The 15064-nt window shown below is 69.7% G+C and carries 15 protein-coding genes; 8 read left to right on the forward strand and 7 right to left on the reverse strand.

Features of this window, described 5'->3' with window-relative positions; genetic code table 11:
- Nucleotides 1-87 precede the first annotated feature (87 nt).
- The 5 genes from pepN to ACXKZF_RS08495 all read left to right on the forward strand — a co-directional run bounded on the left by pepN (nt 88) and on the right by ACXKZF_RS08495 (nt 6234).
- Complete coding sequence (pepN, locus tag ACXKZF_RS08475; protein ID WP_488983937.1) at nt 88-2637, forward strand: aminopeptidase N; 2550 nt, start codon at nt 88-90, stop codon at nt 2635-2637.
- Nucleotides 2638-2768: 131 nt separating this feature from the next.
- Nucleotides 2769-3680 carry an ABC transporter ATP-binding protein gene (locus tag ACXKZF_RS08480; RefSeq protein WP_243222249.1) on the forward strand — a complete coding sequence of 304 codons (912 nt, stop codon included), beginning with the start codon at nt 2769-2771 and terminating at the stop codon, nt 3678-3680.
- On the forward strand, nt 3677-4477 hold the full coding sequence (locus ACXKZF_RS08485) for an ABC transporter permease (RefSeq protein WP_488983938.1): 801 nt from the start codon (nt 3677-3679) through the stop codon (nt 4475-4477). Before ACXKZF_RS08480 ends, ACXKZF_RS08485 begins: the two co-directional genes overlap by 4 nt.
- 81 nt (nt 4478-4558) lie before the next feature.
- Nucleotides 4559-5788 (forward strand): mechanosensitive ion channel family protein, encoded by a 1230-nt coding sequence (locus tag ACXKZF_RS08490; protein WP_243222247.1) that lies wholly within the window; start codon nt 4559-4561, stop codon nt 5786-5788.
- The gene (locus tag ACXKZF_RS08495; RefSeq protein ID WP_055954258.1) at nt 5785-6234 is read left to right on the forward strand and encodes a globin; all 450 of its coding nucleotides are present in this window, start codon (nt 5785-5787) and stop codon (nt 6232-6234) included. Before ACXKZF_RS08490 ends, ACXKZF_RS08495 begins: the two co-directional genes overlap by 4 nt.
- Nucleotides 6235-6264: 30 nt before the next feature.
- Here the strand turns inward: ACXKZF_RS08495 and ACXKZF_RS08500 are convergent, their stop codons facing one another.
- Nucleotides 6265-7155, reverse strand: a complete 891-nt coding sequence (locus ACXKZF_RS08500) for a cation-transporting ATPase (protein WP_488983939.1) — start codon at nt 7153-7155, stop codon at nt 6265-6267.
- A gap of 171 nt (nt 7156-7326) precedes the next feature.
- Nucleotides 7327-7995 (reverse strand): DUF8185 domain-containing protein, encoded by a 669-nt coding sequence (locus ACXKZF_RS08505; protein ID WP_055954253.1) that lies wholly within the window; start codon nt 7993-7995, stop codon nt 7327-7329.
- A 52-nt stretch (nt 7996-8047) separates the two neighbouring features.
- On the opposite strand from ACXKZF_RS08505, the gene ACXKZF_RS08510 reads away from it, so the two are divergent.
- Complete coding sequence (locus ACXKZF_RS08510) at nt 8048-8917, forward strand: acyl-CoA thioesterase (protein ID WP_235561243.1); 870 nt, start codon at nt 8048-8050, stop codon at nt 8915-8917.
- Nucleotides 8918-9049: 132 nt separating this feature from the next.
- On the opposite strand, the gene ACXKZF_RS08515 is transcribed toward ACXKZF_RS08510, so the two are convergent.
- The 4 genes from ACXKZF_RS08515 to ACXKZF_RS08530 form a co-directional block, all read right to left on the reverse strand.
- On the reverse strand, nt 9050-9589 hold the full coding sequence (locus ACXKZF_RS08515) for an acyl-CoA thioesterase (protein ID WP_055954250.1): 540 nt from the start codon (nt 9587-9589) through the stop codon (nt 9050-9052).
- Nucleotides 9582-11261 (reverse strand): energy-dependent translational throttle protein EttA, encoded by a 1680-nt coding sequence (gene ettA / locus ACXKZF_RS08520; protein WP_055954247.1) that lies wholly within the window; start codon nt 11259-11261, stop codon nt 9582-9584. The genes ACXKZF_RS08515 and ettA overlap by 8 nt, the downstream gene beginning before the upstream one ends.
- A gap of 56 nt (nt 11262-11317) precedes the next feature.
- Complete coding sequence (locus ACXKZF_RS08525; RefSeq protein ID WP_488983940.1) at nt 11318-11824, reverse strand: DUF6993 domain-containing protein; 507 nt, start codon at nt 11822-11824, stop codon at nt 11318-11320.
- Between the two features lie 62 nt (nt 11825-11886).
- Nucleotides 11887-12426 (reverse strand): single-stranded DNA-binding protein, encoded by a 540-nt coding sequence (locus ACXKZF_RS08530; RefSeq protein ID WP_488983941.1) that lies wholly within the window; start codon nt 12424-12426, stop codon nt 11887-11889.
- A 203-nt stretch (nt 12427-12629) separates the two neighbouring features.
- Here ACXKZF_RS08530 and ACXKZF_RS08535 point away from each other — a divergent pair, with 203 nt between their 5' ends.
- Nucleotides 12630-12887 carry a hypothetical protein gene (locus ACXKZF_RS08535; protein ID WP_055954241.1) on the forward strand — a complete coding sequence of 86 codons (258 nt, stop codon included), beginning with the start codon at nt 12630-12632 and terminating at the stop codon, nt 12885-12887.
- Nucleotides 12888-12924: 37 nt separating this feature from the next.
- On the opposite strand, the gene yczR is transcribed toward ACXKZF_RS08535, so the two are convergent.
- Nucleotides 12925-14343, reverse strand: a complete 1419-nt coding sequence (gene yczR, locus ACXKZF_RS08540) for a MocR-like transcription factor YczR (RefSeq protein ID WP_488983942.1) — start codon at nt 14341-14343, stop codon at nt 12925-12927.
- A gap of 61 nt (nt 14344-14404) precedes the next feature.
- On the opposite strand from yczR, the gene yczE reads away from it, so the two are divergent.
- A complete protein-coding gene (gene yczE, locus ACXKZF_RS08545; RefSeq protein ID WP_055954235.1) occupies nt 14405-15013 on the forward strand; it encodes a membrane protein YczE in 609 nt (202 codons plus the stop codon).
- The last annotated feature ends 51 nt before the right edge of the window (nt 15014-15064 follow it).

Raw genomic sequence — 15064 nt, forward strand, 5'->3', positions numbered from 1 at the left:
TGTGGTTGTCGTCGTCGCCGACGGCGTCCGTCGCCACCCGTGCCGACGCGTCTGCGACGATCCACCCTGATCCCCGGGAGAACGCCAGTGCCAGGAGAGAACCTCACCCGCATCGAAGCGCAGGAACGCCGCGCGATCGTCGACACCCGCGAGTACCGGGTGGAGCTCGACCTCACCCGCGGTGACGAGGTCTTCTCCTCGCGCACGGTCGTCACCTTCGCCGCCACCGAGGGGTCGTCGACCTTCATCGATCTGATCGCCCGCACGGTGCACGCCGTCACGCTCAACGGCCGCCCCCTCGACCCGGCGGAGGTGTTCGCCGATTCGCGCATCGCGCTCGAGGGCCTCGGGTCCGAGAACGAGCTCGTCGTCGAGGCCGACTGCGAGTACACCAACACCGGCGAGGGCCTGCACCGCTTCGTCGACCCCGTCGACGGCGAGGTCTACCTCTACTCGCAGTTCGAGGTACCCGACTCGCGCCGTGTGTACACGGTGTTCGAGCAGCCCGATCTGAAGGCCGCGTTCACCTTCTCGGTCACCGCGCCCGCGGCGTGGAAGGTCGTCTCCAACTCCCCCACGCCCGATCCGGTCGCCGTCTCCGACGACGTCGCGCGGTGGGACTTCCCGCCGACGCCGCGCATCTCCTCGTACATCACCGCCCTCGTGGCCGGTCCCTACGAGTCGACCTTCAGCGAGTTGACGAGCGCCGACGGCCGCGTCATCCCCCTCGGAGTCTTCGCCCGCAAGAGCCTGTGGAAGCACCTCGACGCCGACTACGTCTTCGAGAAGACCCGCCAGGGCTTCGCGTACTTCGAGGAGAAGTTCGGCTTCCCGTACCCGTTCGCGAAGTACGACCAGCTCTTCGTGCCGGAGTTCAACGCCGGCGCCATGGAGAACGCCGGTGCGGTGACCTTCACAGAGACCTACGTCTTCCGCAGCAAGGTGACGGATGCCGTGAAGGAACGCCGCGTGGTGACGATCCTCCACGAGCTCGCCCACATGTGGTTCGGCGACCTGGTCACCATGAAGTGGTGGAACGACCTGTGGCTCAACGAGTCGTTCGCCGAATGGGCGTCGACGATCGCCACCGCCGAGGCCACCGAGTGGGAGGCCGCCTGGACGACCTTCAACGCGATGGAGAAGACCTGGGCGTACCGCCAGGACCAGTTGCCCTCGACCCACCCGGTCGTCGCCGAGATCAACGACCTCGAAGACGTGCAGGTCAACTTCGACGGCATCACCTACGCCAAGGGCGGGTCGGTGCTCAAGCAGCTCGCCGCCTGGGTCGGCATCGAGCAGTTCTTCGCGGGAGTCGCGGCCTATTTCCAGAAGCACCAGTGGTCGAACACGGAGGTGGGCGATCTGCTCGCCGAGCTCGAGACCACGAGCGGGCGCGACCTGGGCGACTGGGCCAAGAAGTGGCTCGAGACCGCCGGCGTGAACACCCTCACCCCGCTGATCGAGGAGGGAGCCGACGGCACCATCTCTCGCTTCGCGATCGTGCAGACGGCGCCGTCCGACTACCCCACGATCCGCCCCCACCGCCTGGGGATCGGCTTCTACTCGCTGAACGACGCGGGCGCCCTGGAGCGCGTCCACCGGATCGAGCTCGACGTCGACGGCGACCGCACCGAGGTGGCGGAGCTGCGCGGCATCCGTCGTCCTGATCTCGTCCTGCTCAACGACGACGACCTCGCCTACGCCAAGATCCGTCTCGATGAGCGCTCGCTCGCCACGGCGATCGCGCACCTGAAGCACATCTCCGACCCCCTCGCGCGCTCGCTCGTGTGGGGCGCGGCCTGGGACCAGACCCGGGATGCCGAGGCCCCGGCCACCGACTACCTCGACCTCGTGCTGCGCAACATCGGCTCCGAGACCGAGTCCACCACGGTGCGCACGACCCTCGCCCAATTGCAGCTCGCCGCCAACGCGTACGTCACCCCCGCCACCCGTGACGAGGCGCGTCAGCGCGTCGCCGACGGTCTGTGGGAGCTGGCCCAGTCCGCGGAGGCCGGGAGCGACAGCCAGCTGCAGTTCGTCACGGCATTCGCGTCGGCCGCGTCCACCCCGGCTCACGCCGAGACGGTGCGCTCGCTGCGCGACGGCGACACGGTACTCGAGGGACTCGAGGTCGACACCGACCTGTCGTGGCAGCTGCTCATCTCGCTCGCTGCGGCGGGGGTGGCGACCGCGGCCGACATCGAGGCGGCGCGCGCCGCGGACAACACGGCGAAGGGCGGCGAATTCGCCGCCACCGCGCTGGCGTCCCTGCCGTCGCGCGAAGCGAAGCAGAAGGCGTGGGATTCGCTCATCGACTCCGCCGATGCGCCGAACACGATCGTGCGGGCGACGGCTGCGGGCTTCACCCACCCCGCCACGGTCGACGCGCTGGCCGACTTCGTCGAGCCCTACTTCGCCATGCTGCTGCCCATCTGGGAGTCGCGCAGCTACCAGATCGCGCAGTACCTCATCGTCGGGCTCTATCCCGCCGCTCTCGCGAACAAGGCCCTCCGCGACGCGACGCGTCAGTGGCTGACGCAGAACGCCGACGCCGCCCCCGCGCTCCGTCGCCTGGTGGGCGAGAACCTCGCCGGCGTCGAGCGCGCGCTGTCCGTGCAGGAGCGCGACGCGCAGTAAACGCTTCCGCCGGATCGGATGCCCTCTCCCCTTCGGGAGGGGGCATCCGTCGTTGCGGATCATCCTCGCGGTGCGTCCACGTCATCCCCGGGGAGGACGACCGATCGAGCGCGGCTTCCTAGCGTGGAAGCATGATCGTTGCAGAAAACCTCACCAAGAGATTCGGCGCCAAGACCGCGGTCGACGGCGTCTCCTTCACCGTCGCCCCGGGACGTGTGACCGGCTTCCTCGGCCCCAACGGCGCGGGCAAGTCGACGACGATGCGCATGATCGTGGGGCTCGACCGGCCCACGGCCGGTTCCGTCACCGTCGGCGGACAGGACTACCAGCGGCTGCGTTCCCCCCTCACCGAGGTCGGCGTGCTCCTGGATGCCAAGGCCGTGCACACCGGACGCTCGGCCCGGGACCACCTCCGCGCCCTCGCCGCGACGCACGGCATCGGCCGCGCGCGCGTCGACGAGGTGATCGAACTCACCGGAATCGGATCGGTCGCGGGAAAGCGCGCCGGCAAGTTCTCGCTCGGCATGGGCCAGCGTCTCGGGATCGCGTCCGCGCTGCTCGGCGACCCCCACACCCTCATCCTCGACGAGCCGGTGAACGGTCTCGATCCCGAGGGCGTCCGCTGGGTGCGCACCTTCGTACGTCACCTCGCCTCGGAGGGGCGGACCGTGCTGCTGTCGAGTCACCTCATGAGCGAGATGGCGCAGACGGCCGACCACGTCATCGTCCTGGGGCGCGGGCGGGTGCTCGCCGACGCTCCCCTGTCGGAGCTCGTCGGGTCGTGGACCTCGACGGCGCTGGTTGTGCGCTCCCCCCGCCTGTCCGACCTCGTCGCGGCCCTCCAGATCCCGGATGCCACCGTCTCGGTGCTCGAGCCGGGCACCGCCCAGATCACGGGGGTCACCGCCCAGACCATCGGCGACCTCGCCGCTCGACACGGCATCCCCCTCTACGAACTCACCCCGCGAAGCGGCTCTCTCGAAGACGCCTACCTCGCCCTGACCGAGGACTCGGTCGAATACAAGACCAAGGAGATCGCATGACCTCGCTCGCTGCGGCACCCCGCCGCGCCACGCACGCACCCGCCCACCGCCTTACTTTCGCTCGCCTGTTGCGCAGCGAGACCATCAAGATCCTGACCCTGCGCTCGACGTGGTGGTCGCTGGGAATCACCGCGGTGCTATCGCTGGGGATCTCGTTCCTGCTCGCCCTCGCGGCAAATGACAACGGCGGCGGATTCGCCCCCGCCACCCTGCTGACCGCCCCCATCCAGTTCACGATGCTGGTGGCCGGGATCTTCGGTGCGATCGTCATCACCGGTGAGTATTCGACCGGTATGATCCGGTCGACCCTGACGGCCGAACCCCGACGTGGCCTGGTCCTTCTGGCCAAAGCCGTCGTCGTGTCGACCGTCATGGCTGTCGCGACGGCCCTGACCTACCTGCTCGCGAGTGCCGTCACGGCCCCCTTGGTCTCGGCGGGCATGGACTGGTCCGATCCCTCCGGTTCGATCATCCCGCTCGCTCTGGGCGTCGCCTCGATGATCGCCTTCAGCCTGATCGGGCTCGGTTTCGGCTTCCTGGTGCGTAATGGCGCGGGAGCCATCGCCGCCACCGTCGGGGTGTTGTTCGTCCTCCCCGTCGTGGTGAGCCTGTTCGCCTTCGCCGGGGAGCGGTGGCAGTGGCTCCTCGATTCGGCCCAGTACCTGCCGATGAACGCCGCCGCACAGCTCACCACTCCCGGCGCGACCGACCTCGCGGGTCCCGCGATCGCGCTGACCGCATGGGCACTCGTGCCCGTTCTGCTCGGGTGGGCGGCGCTGCGGACACGCGACGCCTGACCCCTCCTCCCCACGCTTCCGACCAGACGGATGCCTCGACGCTCAGCCGGCGCCGAGGCATCCGTCGTTAGTCTGAATGGGATGTCCGTTCTCGCCGAAACCATTCCCGAACCAAGCCCGTCTCCCTCCATCACTTCGCCCGCACAGCTGGCCGACCTCGACACCTGGACCTGGATCGGTGGCCAGTTGCTCGGCTTCGGTGGCGTTCTTCTGCGGGTCCTCGGCATCATCGTCGGGATCGCTGTCGCCGCCTGGATCCTGCGCGTCATCATCCGCCGCGTGGTCGACCGCATCGTCAACGGTGCCAAGAGCAAGGCCCGCGTCGACGACACGCAGGCTCTCGACCGCTCCCCGCTCAGCGCCGTCCGCCTCGTGCAGCGCACCCGCACGCTCGGCACAATCCTGCAGAACATCGTCAACGTCATCCTCGTGATCGTCGCTCTCGTGTGGATCGCCGGGATCGTCGCCCCTGACGCCCTCGCGTCGCTGACCCTGCTCACCGCGGCGATCGGCGCCGGGCTCGGTTTCGGCGCCCAGAACATCGTCAAAGACGTGCTCAACGGCATCTTCATCGTCGCCGAGGATCAGATCGGCATCGGTGACGTGGTCGATCTCGGCCTGGCCACCGGCATCGTCGAGTTCGTCAGCGTGCGCATCACGCACGTGCGCGACGTCAACGGCACGCTCTGGTACGTCCGCAACGGCGAGATCACGCGTATCGGAAACATGTCGCAGGGCTGGTCGCGCGTCATCATCGATCTGGCCGTACCGGTGGATGCCGACCTCGACGTCGTCGAGAAAGCGATGCTGAGCGCCGCGAAGACGATGGCGAAAGAGAACAAGTGGCGCTCGCGCATCATCGAGCAGCCCGAGATCTGGGGCCTCGAATCCATCGGCGGCGACGCGATCGTCATCCGTCTGGTGATGAAGACGCGCTCGAGCGCGAAGGACGACGTCGCTCGCGAACTGCGCGCCCGCCTCAAGCGCGCGATCGACGAGCTGGGCATCTCGCTGCCGCAGCTGAACTCCATCGTGCTCACCGGAGCCGAAGGCGCGCAGAGCGTTCGCGGCGCACACCCGCCCAAGACGAAAGAGACGCCCGTCGCGGCGGGCGACGCACGCCCGGTCTGGAAACCGCGCCGACGCAGCAAGCCCCTCGCCCCGGCCGGCGACGGCGATGACGCCGCACCCGTGACGCAGAAGAAGACAGTGCACGACGCGGCGCCCACGACGACGCTCGACCTGCCGGGCGCCGACACCCCCAAACCCACGCCCCCGGCCGTCCGCGCCGACGAAGAAGGCACGAGATGAGCGAACCCGTCAGCTTCTACGACCAGGTCGGGGGGATGGACACCTTCCGTCGCCTCGTCGATGCGTTCTACCGCGGCGTGGCCTCCGACGAGGTGCTCAAGCCGATGTACCCCGAAGAAGACCTGGGCCCCGCCGCAGAGCGCTTGACGCTGTTCCTGGCGCAGTACTGGGGCGGTCCCCCCATCTACGGCGAGACACGCGGACACCCGCGTCTGCGCATGCGGCACATGCCCTTCCACGTCGACCCCGATGCGCGCGACCGATGGCTCCGACACATGCGCGCAGCCGTCGACGAGATCGCCCTCCCGCCCGCGTTCGAGGCGCCGCTCTGGGACTACCTCGAGCGCGCCGCCCACGCCATGGTCAACACCTTCGAGCCCCGCGGCATCGGTCCGCAGCAGAACGGTCGTCCCGACACCGGGTTGCCCGTGCGCGCCGCCGAGTAGCCAGCCGCGCCACACGTCGCCCGGGACGCGTCAGCGACCGAGGAAGTCGCCGAAGCCCGGAAGGTCGAAGTTCGACAGGCTGTCACCAAAGCCGCTGATGCGATCGCCTGCACCCGACACGGCATCCTGCGCGCCGCCGGCCCAGTCGGCTGCGCCGCCCGCCCACTCGCCCGCGGCCCCGACATCGACGCCCTCGGCAAGGCTTGCGAGATCGACCCCGGATGCCAGACCCTCGAGGTCGACGCCCTCGGCGAGCCCCATGAAGTCGACACCCATCTGACCGGCCTGCGCGAGCAGGGGACCGGCGACGGCGCTCACGACGGCGCCGCCCGCGACGGCCGCGAGGAGCCCCCCGGCACCGACGACACCGGCTCCGATCAGGCCCCCGCGGCCGGCGCGGGCAAGCAGGGTCGACATGCGTCCGGGGCGCGCTGCTTCCGCGCGCGCCGCCGTCCGAGCGAGCTCATCGGGGGTGTCGGAGCGCGGGCGCTCGTGGGGCGCAAGATCGGCATCCATCCGCTCCCGCACGTGTGCTCGCTGCGCCGGCGTCAGCCGTTCGAAGGCTTCGCGGTGCATCTGCTCGACCCGGTCAGGGTCGGCGGTGCGCAGCAGGTAGTCGTAGCGTGCGATCGCGGCGCGATCGTCTGGCGAGAGGCTCGACGAGCCTCCGGATGCCGTGGGTGGAGCGTAACGCCCGGTCGGCGCGGGCGGGGCACCGTGACCGGCCGGCGGGGCGGGCGGCACCGCGGCAGCCGAACCCGTGCGCCGATCACCCGTGACGGCATCCGCTGCGGAGCGCACCATGTCGCGCCAATCCTTGCCGCCGGCCGCGGCCGGCGGACGCGGCGATGACGACGACGACGATGCCTTGTCGACGGCCTTGGACGCGAGATCGAACAGACGGGAGAACGAGACCACCACAGGGGCACCCTTCGACGGGCAGCACGGGGCTGCGACGTCAAGGTCTCCTCCGCCCGAATCGGACCAATGCACCCGGAGACCAGCGGTGGCCTCGTGATGACGGATGCATCGCGACGGGAGTACTCCCCTTGCTTCCCTCATCGTATGGCGGCCACCTATGCGCTTGCTGGGTCAGGCGCCTGTCGCGCGCACGGCCGTGAGTCCGGATCGCACCGGGCCCCGCACGAGCACGTGGCCGCGCGCGAGTGTGACGCGCGTCCAGGCGCCGCTGGTCCGCACCGTAGCCGTCTCGCCGCCGGCGATGAACCCCAGCGCGAATGCGGCGAACGCCGTCCCCAGCGGCAGGCCGCCGAGAGCGTCATCGGGCTGACCCCACACCTGCGCGCGAATCACGCGCACGACGTCCTCGCCCGCGTCCGCGGGCAGAGCGTCCGCGACGGCGGCGACTCCGAACTGCGCACGGGATGCCAGAACCGCCGCGTCGATGGCATCCGTCTGGTCCCATCCGCTGCGCGGCGGCGAGATCCCCGCCCACGCGGGAGAGGTCGCGGTCTCGGGAAGGATCACGGCCTGCGCATCATCGGGAGCCGGCAGCAGAGCCGCGGCGTCGACGACGAGATCGCACTCCAGCTCGGGATCGATGGCCGACACGCGCAGTCCCAGCACCGTGGGCGTGGTGTCGAAGAGGCCGCGGGGCGCGAGGGGTGCGGCGGTCGTGACGAGCACGCCGTTCTCGGCCCGGAGTCGCACCGTCCCGTCGCCCAAGCGGATCGCGCGGGACGCGAAGGTGAGCAGGTCGGCGGCCGCCTGCGGATCGGGGAACAACAGACGCGCGGACACCCGCCCTAAACTACCAAGCGGTGCGGGCTCGCCGTACCGGAATGGAGTCAGCGTGACCGACGCCGTCGATCCCGTGGCGTCGTTGCTCGCGGTCCTCGACCTCCGCGACGCCGGAGCCCGGACCACCGAAGACATCTTCACCGGCGTCTCGCAGGCCATGCCGTTCGGCCGCGTCTACGGCGGCCAGGTGCTCGCGCAGTCGATCGTCGCGGCATCACGCACCCTGCCACCCGAACGCACGGTGCACTCGATGCACGGCTACTTCTTGCGGCCCGGCGACCCCGCCGACGGCATCACGTTCTCGGTGGATCGCATCCACGACGGCCGCTCGTTCTCGACACGCCGCACCCAGGCCTACCAGGCGGGCGTGCCCATCTTCTCGATGATCGCCTCGTTCCAAGACGACGACCCGGGTCTCGAGCACGCCGAGCCGATGCCCGACGGCATCCCGCTCCCCGAAGACCTCCCGGAGTTCGATCCGCAGGGTCTGCACCCGCTGAGTCGTCGGATGTTCTCCGAGCGTCCGGCCGACGTACTGCACGTCCCCTCACCCCTGTACACCTCGGTCGAGGGCCCGCACGTGCCTCGTCAGGCCGTGTGGATGCGCACGCGTCGCCCCCTGCCCGACGATCCCGCGGTGCACCGCGCCGCACTCGCGTACCTCAGCGACCTCACCATCCAGGAGACGATCCTTCGAGCTCACGGTGTGGCGTGGAGCACGCCGGGGCTCAAGGTCGCCAGCCTCGACCACGCGATGTGGTGGCATCGTCCCGGCCGCGTCGACGACTGGCTCCTGTACGTTCAGGAGTCGCCCAACGCGCGCGGCGGCCGCGGCCTGTCGACCGGACGCATCTACACGCGCGACGGTCTGCTCGTGGCGAGCGTGGCACAGGAGATCATGGTGCGGGTGCCGCGCGACTGACGCCGTCGGCGGATGCCGAGAGCGATGGCCGGGGCCGCAAGCGGCTGACGCCGGCTACCGGCGCCAGGGGTGCCGAAGTCGGCGCTCGTCAGACGACGCGAACGAGCGTCGGGCCGCATCGCGCCTTCGCCGTCAGCCCCGAGCGGAACGTCGACGGTAGTCGATCGGGTCGCCGATGTACGGCGCCCACGCCTCTCGCTCGGCGGAGCTCCAGCGGATCGGACGACCGCTGGCGGTGTCGACGAGGACGACGACGACGGTCGCTCGGGCGTAGAGCACCGGCTCGTCAGAACCCGTCGGGCTGAAGACCTCGAAGCAGATGTCGGCGCTCGATCCCCCCATGGCACCGATCCACAGGCGCACGTCGAGAGGGCGTTGGCTGTAAGGAACGGGGCGGAGGTACTCGATCTCTTGGCGCGCGATGAGCGTCGCGCGCTCTCCCCCGCTCTCGAGCACGCTCATGTCGAACACCGCGGTCGGCAGCGGGATGCCGTCGTCGTCGCCACGCCAGAAAGCGCGCAGGCGAGCCTCTTCGAGCAGCTTCAGCATCGAGGTGTTGTTGACGTGTCCGAGGGCGTCGAGATCGCCCCACCGCAGGGGAATCGGCACGTGCACCCGCTCGGGTCCGGCGCCGGCCGGACCCGAGTCGGGGGTTGCAGGGGTGTCAGTCACGCGTGAGCTTGCGGTACGTCGAACGCGCCGGGTTCGCGGCATCCGCCCCGAAGCGTTCGATCTTGTTGGCCTCGTACGCCTCGAAGTTGCCCTCGAACCAGTGCCACTGGTCGGGGTGCTCCTCGGTGCCCTCGTAGGCGAGGATGTGCGTGGCGATGCGGTCGAGGAACCACCGGTCGTGGGTGATGACCACGGCGCAGCCGGGGAACTCGAGAAGGGCGTTCTCGAGCGAGCTGAGGGTCTCGACGTCGAGGTCGTTCGTCGGCTCGTCGAGAAGCAGCAGGTTGCCGCCCTCTTTCAGTGTCATGGCCAGGTTCAGGCGGTTGCGCTCACCACCGGAGAGCACACCGGCCTTCTTCTGCTGGTCGGGCCCCTTGAAGCCGAACTTCGACACGTAGGCGCGCGAGGGGATCTCGGTCTTGCCGACCGTGATGATGTCGAGGCCGTCGGACACCACTTCCCAGAGAGTCTTCTCGGGGTCGATGGCCGCGCGCGACTGATCGACGTAGCTGATCTTGACCGTCTCGCCGATCTTCAGCGTTCCCCCGTCGAGCGGCTCGAGGCCGACGATGGTCTTGAAGAGAGTCGTCTTCCCGACGCCATTGGGGCCGATGACCCCCACGATGCCGTTCGGGGGCAGGTTGAAGCTGAGGTTGCTGATCAGCGAACGGTCGCCGAAGCTCTTCTCGAGCTTCTTCGCGTCGATGACGATGCCGCCGAGGCGCGGGCCCGCGGGGATCTGGATCTCGTCGAAGTCCAATTTGCGCGTGCGCTCGGCTTCGGCTGCCATCTCTTCGTATCGCGCGAGGCGCGCCTTCGACTTGACCTGGCGGCCCTTGGCATTGGAGCGCACCCACTCGAGTTCCTCTTTGAGGCGCTTGGCGAGCTTGGCGTCTTTCTTGCCCTGGACCTCCAGCCGCTGGCCCTTCTTCTCGAGGTAGGTCGAGTAGTTGCCCTCGTAAGGGTAGAGGTGCCCGCGGTCGACCTCGGCGATCCACTCCGCGACGTTGTCGAGGAAGTACCGATCGTGCGTGATGGCGATGACCGCGCCTTTGTACGCCTTGAGGTGCTGCTCGAGCCACAGCACGCTTTCGGCGTCGAGGTGGTTGGTGGGCTCGTCGAGGAGCAGCAGGTCGGGCTTCTGCAGCAGGAGCTTCGCAAGGGCGACACGACGACGCTCTCCACCGGAGAGCGGGACCACCGACGCGTCGGCGGGCGGCGTGCGCAGCGCGTCCATCGCCTGCTCGAGCTGGGAGTCGAGGTCCCAGCCGTCGGCGGCGTCGATCTCTTCCTGCAGTGTGCCCATCTCGGCCAGCAGCGCGTCGAAGTCGGCGTCGGGGTCGGCCATGAGGGCCGAGATCTCGTTGAAACGGTCGAGCTTGGGCTTGATCGCCACACCGTCCTGGATGTTCTCCAGCACCGTCTTGGTGTCGTCGAGCTCGGGCTCCTGCATGAGAATGCCGACCGAGAAGCCGGGGCTCAGACGCGCCTCACCGTTGGAGGGATTGTCGAGCCCGGCCATGATCTTGAGGATCGTGGACTTTCCGGCGCCGTTCGGGCCGACCATCCCGATCTTCGCACCGGGGAGGAACGACATCGTGACGTCGTCGAGGATGAGCTTGTCGCCCACAGCCTTGCGGGCACGGACCATGGAATAGATGTATTCGGCCATATCCCGTCCAGTCTAGGGGCGGCGTGCGGCGGGAGCCGACGGGCGTCGAACGCCTCTCACCAGTCGATCGGCCGCGTCTGCCCGATCAGGCACCCGCCCGACGAAAGGCCGGGTAGCACCGTCGTGACGGGATTGCCGATGGAAGGTCCGACCTGACCGACGAGGCAGTCCGCGCCCAGCCGGACGGAGAACTCGATGCTCTCGGCGGCGTTCCCGATCGTCGACTCGTCGGGTGTCACCTGCATAGCCCCCTTGTCGAACCCCGCCCCCGCCAGCGCGTCGATGTAGGCGCGTCCGTCGACCTGACCGGATCCCGCCCAGACCGTGGCGACGACCTGCGTGAAGAAGGGGAGGTTCTGCTGCGCGCTGCCGCCCGGAACGAGTGCGACGGCAGCCGGCGAGCTCGGTGCAGCGGTGGCGGCATCCGTCGGAGCCGACGACACCGGGGCGCTCGTGTGGACCGTGTCGGTCGGCGTCGTGGGAGATTCGCCGGTGCAGCCCGTGACGGCCAGAACGGCCAAGAGGGTCAGGGCGGCGAGAGGGCGACCGAAGGAGCGAGACACGGCTTCGAGTCTACGGACCCGCACGCCGCGCTCCCTCGGCCGCCGCCCACCGCGGGCAGTGGTCAGAACGGTCTGTCGGGGTCCATCGCAACGGCGCCACCCGGGCCCGCGCCGACACCGACCGGTTCGTTCGGCGCACCCGGCACCGACCACGCCGCCTCCTCCGCGGCGTCCGCCCCTTCTGCTCCGCCACGGGCGGTGGCCGCCGCGACGGAGTCGGATGCCGCCTCCGCCGGAGCGCCGGGCTTGGGCGCACGGTCGAAGCGCGTGGTTCCCCACCGCAGATCGTGACCGATGGCATCGGCGACGACATCGGCGCTCACACCGCGTTTGGTCTCCGTCTCCCACTCGCGCAACCTCAGCCTTCCGCTCAAGACGACGCGCTCGCCTTTGCGCAGCGATCGGAGCGCATTGGCGCCCAACTCCCCGAACACGGAGATCGAGTAGTAGTTGGTGTGCGCGTCCACCCACTCACCGCGCTCCTTGTCGAGCCTTCGCTCGCCGACGGCGAGACGAAAGGCGGCGACGGAGCCGCCGGCACGTGTGGCCCGCTGTTCGATGTCCCCGACGATGTTGCCCACGAGGGTGATGTGATCGCTCATGATGTGTCCTCTCGACGTGATGTGCGCTCCGGCATCCGTGTGCCCGACGGATGCCGGAGCCCACTCAGAATGACCGGGTCGAGCGAGCGCGGGCGGCACGATTCCACCGTTCCGTGGAGGGATGACGGTGACGCTCGGCTGGGGAGGAACGGCCCCCTGCCCGCGCCGGAGTCGATGTCGGAGGTCGGTCGTACCGTCGAGGCATGACCACCGCACTGTGGAACGATCTCGCCCCGGCTCCGCGCTCGGCCGGGTGGGGAGCGGCGACGCACGTCGCCGCCGGCCTCTGGCGCATCGCCGATCCGCGCGGCATCGTCGTGGGTCACATCCGGGCGATCTCGTCCGACGGCGGCTGGCGCTACGCGGCCGAGCGGTTCCACGCCGCATCCGGCGGCTTCCGCCGGCTCGGAGAATTCTGGTCGTCGAGCGACGCGCTCGAGTGCCTGCGCTATGCGCGCTGATGCGCAGTCGGCGAAGCGTCAGCTCCAGCCGGGCGGGTCAGACGACCCGGGCGAAGTCTTCGCGGGCGGCACTCGTCCGACCGCCGCGCACATCGTCCCAGGCGGCGCGCAAGACGTCGACAGCACGTTCGAGCGTCGCCGGGGGCGCCGTGAACGGCACGCGCAGGCGCCGATCGTGACCGCCCTCCACGGCGAAGCGCGACCCCGCCGAGAGCGCCAGCCCACGTGCGCGGGCGTTCATGACCAGCGGCGTACTGAGCGGCTCGCCGAGACCCACCCACAGCGACACGCCGCCGAACACGTCGGGCACTTCCCAGTCGGGCAGCGTCCGGCGAAGCGCCGCGACCAGACTGTCGCGGCCCGCGCGCAGCAGCTCACCGCGTTGATGCGCGATCTCGTCGAGACGGGGTACGAGTCGCCGGGCGATGGCCTGCTCGATCTCGGGAGTGCCGAGATCGTGCACCGGGCGTCCGCTCGCGAGGCGCCTGACGATGTCAGGGGCCGCGCGGATCCACCCGACGCGAAGCCCGCCCCACACGGTCTTGCCGAGCGATGCGACACGGATGATGCGATCGTCGTCGGGGAACGGCGCAGGTCCGACCGGGCGGTCGATGTCGAGCTGCGCCGTCGTCTCGTCGAGCACCAGCAGCGTGCCCGCCGCCTGGGCCGCCGATACGAAGGCCGAAACCTCTTCGAGGGTCATGGTCCGGCCCGTCGGATTGTGGAAGTCGGGCATCAGGTAGGCCAACGTCGGCAGAGCGCGGGCGAAGCTCTGCGCGGCGCGCTCGAGGTCCCATCCGGTGTCCGAGTCGACCGGCACGCCGATGAGCCGCGCCCCGACGCGTCGGAAGGCGTCGGCGGCGTGCGGATACGTCGGCGTCTCCAGCATCACCCGGTCTGCACGGCCGAGCAGCACCGAGGCGATGAGGTGGATGGCGCTCTGGGCGCCCGTCGTGACGAGGATCTGGTCGGGCGACGTGGGCATGCCGCGCCCCGCGTAATGCTGCGCTATCGCGGCACGCAACCCCGCGTCGCCGACCACGTCGTACCCGATACGCGAGACCAGGGCAGGGGCATCCTGCGTCGCCTCGGCGATGACCGCGGGCAGGCCGGGCCACGCGGCGGGGCTCGCCTGCTGCAGGTCGATGGCCGCATCGCCGGCGTCCAACCGCCCGGGGTCGTTCCTCCGCAGGGGAAGCGTCACGCTGCCGCTCCCGCGCAGACTCTCGATGTGCCCGCTGTCGCGCAGACTGCGGTACGCGGCGGCAACCGTCGTCCGGCTCAGGTGCAAAGCCGACGCGAGTTCTCGCTCAGCGGGAAGGGCCGTCGAGGGGGCGAGCCTGTTGTCGAGACACAGCAACCGGATGCCGTCGGCGAGTGCCTCATAGGCGGGTCCGCTCCCCCGCCAGCCGCCGAGAGCGACGGAAAGAGCGCGAGCGGAGATGCGGGAGTCCATCGTGCCACGATAGCCGGATTGGCATCCTCACCTGCGTCCAATCTCATGATTGGATCTCTCCATGCTCTCCCGAATCTCCCGCCTGTTCGTCGGACTCGTGCTGTACGGCGTCGGGTGCGCGCTCACCGTGGCCGCCGGACTCGGCGTCGACCCGTGGACGGTCTTCGCTCAAGGCCTGTCGCGCGTCACGGGCCTCGGGATCGGCTGGATCACCAACATCGTCGGTCTCGCCGTGCTGCTGCTGTGGATCCCGCTTCGCCAGAAGCCCGGGGTCGGCACCATCGCCAACATCCTCCTCGTCGGGACGAGCATGCAGATCGCACTCGGGATCCTCCCGCACCCCGACGCACTCTGGATGCAGGTGCTGCTGCTCGTCGCGGGTGTCGTGCTGGTGGCGGTCGCCTCGGGGCTCTACATCGGCGCCCGCTTCGGACCCGGCCCACGCGACGGACTCATGACGGGTCTGCATGGACGGCTCGGATGGCCCATCTGGGCGTGCCGACTCACGGTCGAGGGAACGGTGCTCATCCTCGGCTGGCTCCTCGGCGGGACCGTCGGCGTGGGCACGCTCGTCTTCGCCCTGGGCATCGGCCCACTCGTGCACGTCGCGATGCCGTTGCTCGCCTTCACCCGCACCGCGCCGCGCACCCGGCGGCTCGCCCGCGCGTGACGCGGGGGCCCGGTCACACCGAAGCGTCCTGTGGCACGCCGGGTCCGATGA

This window comes from Microbacterium sp. ABR10, from assembly GCF_057812175.1.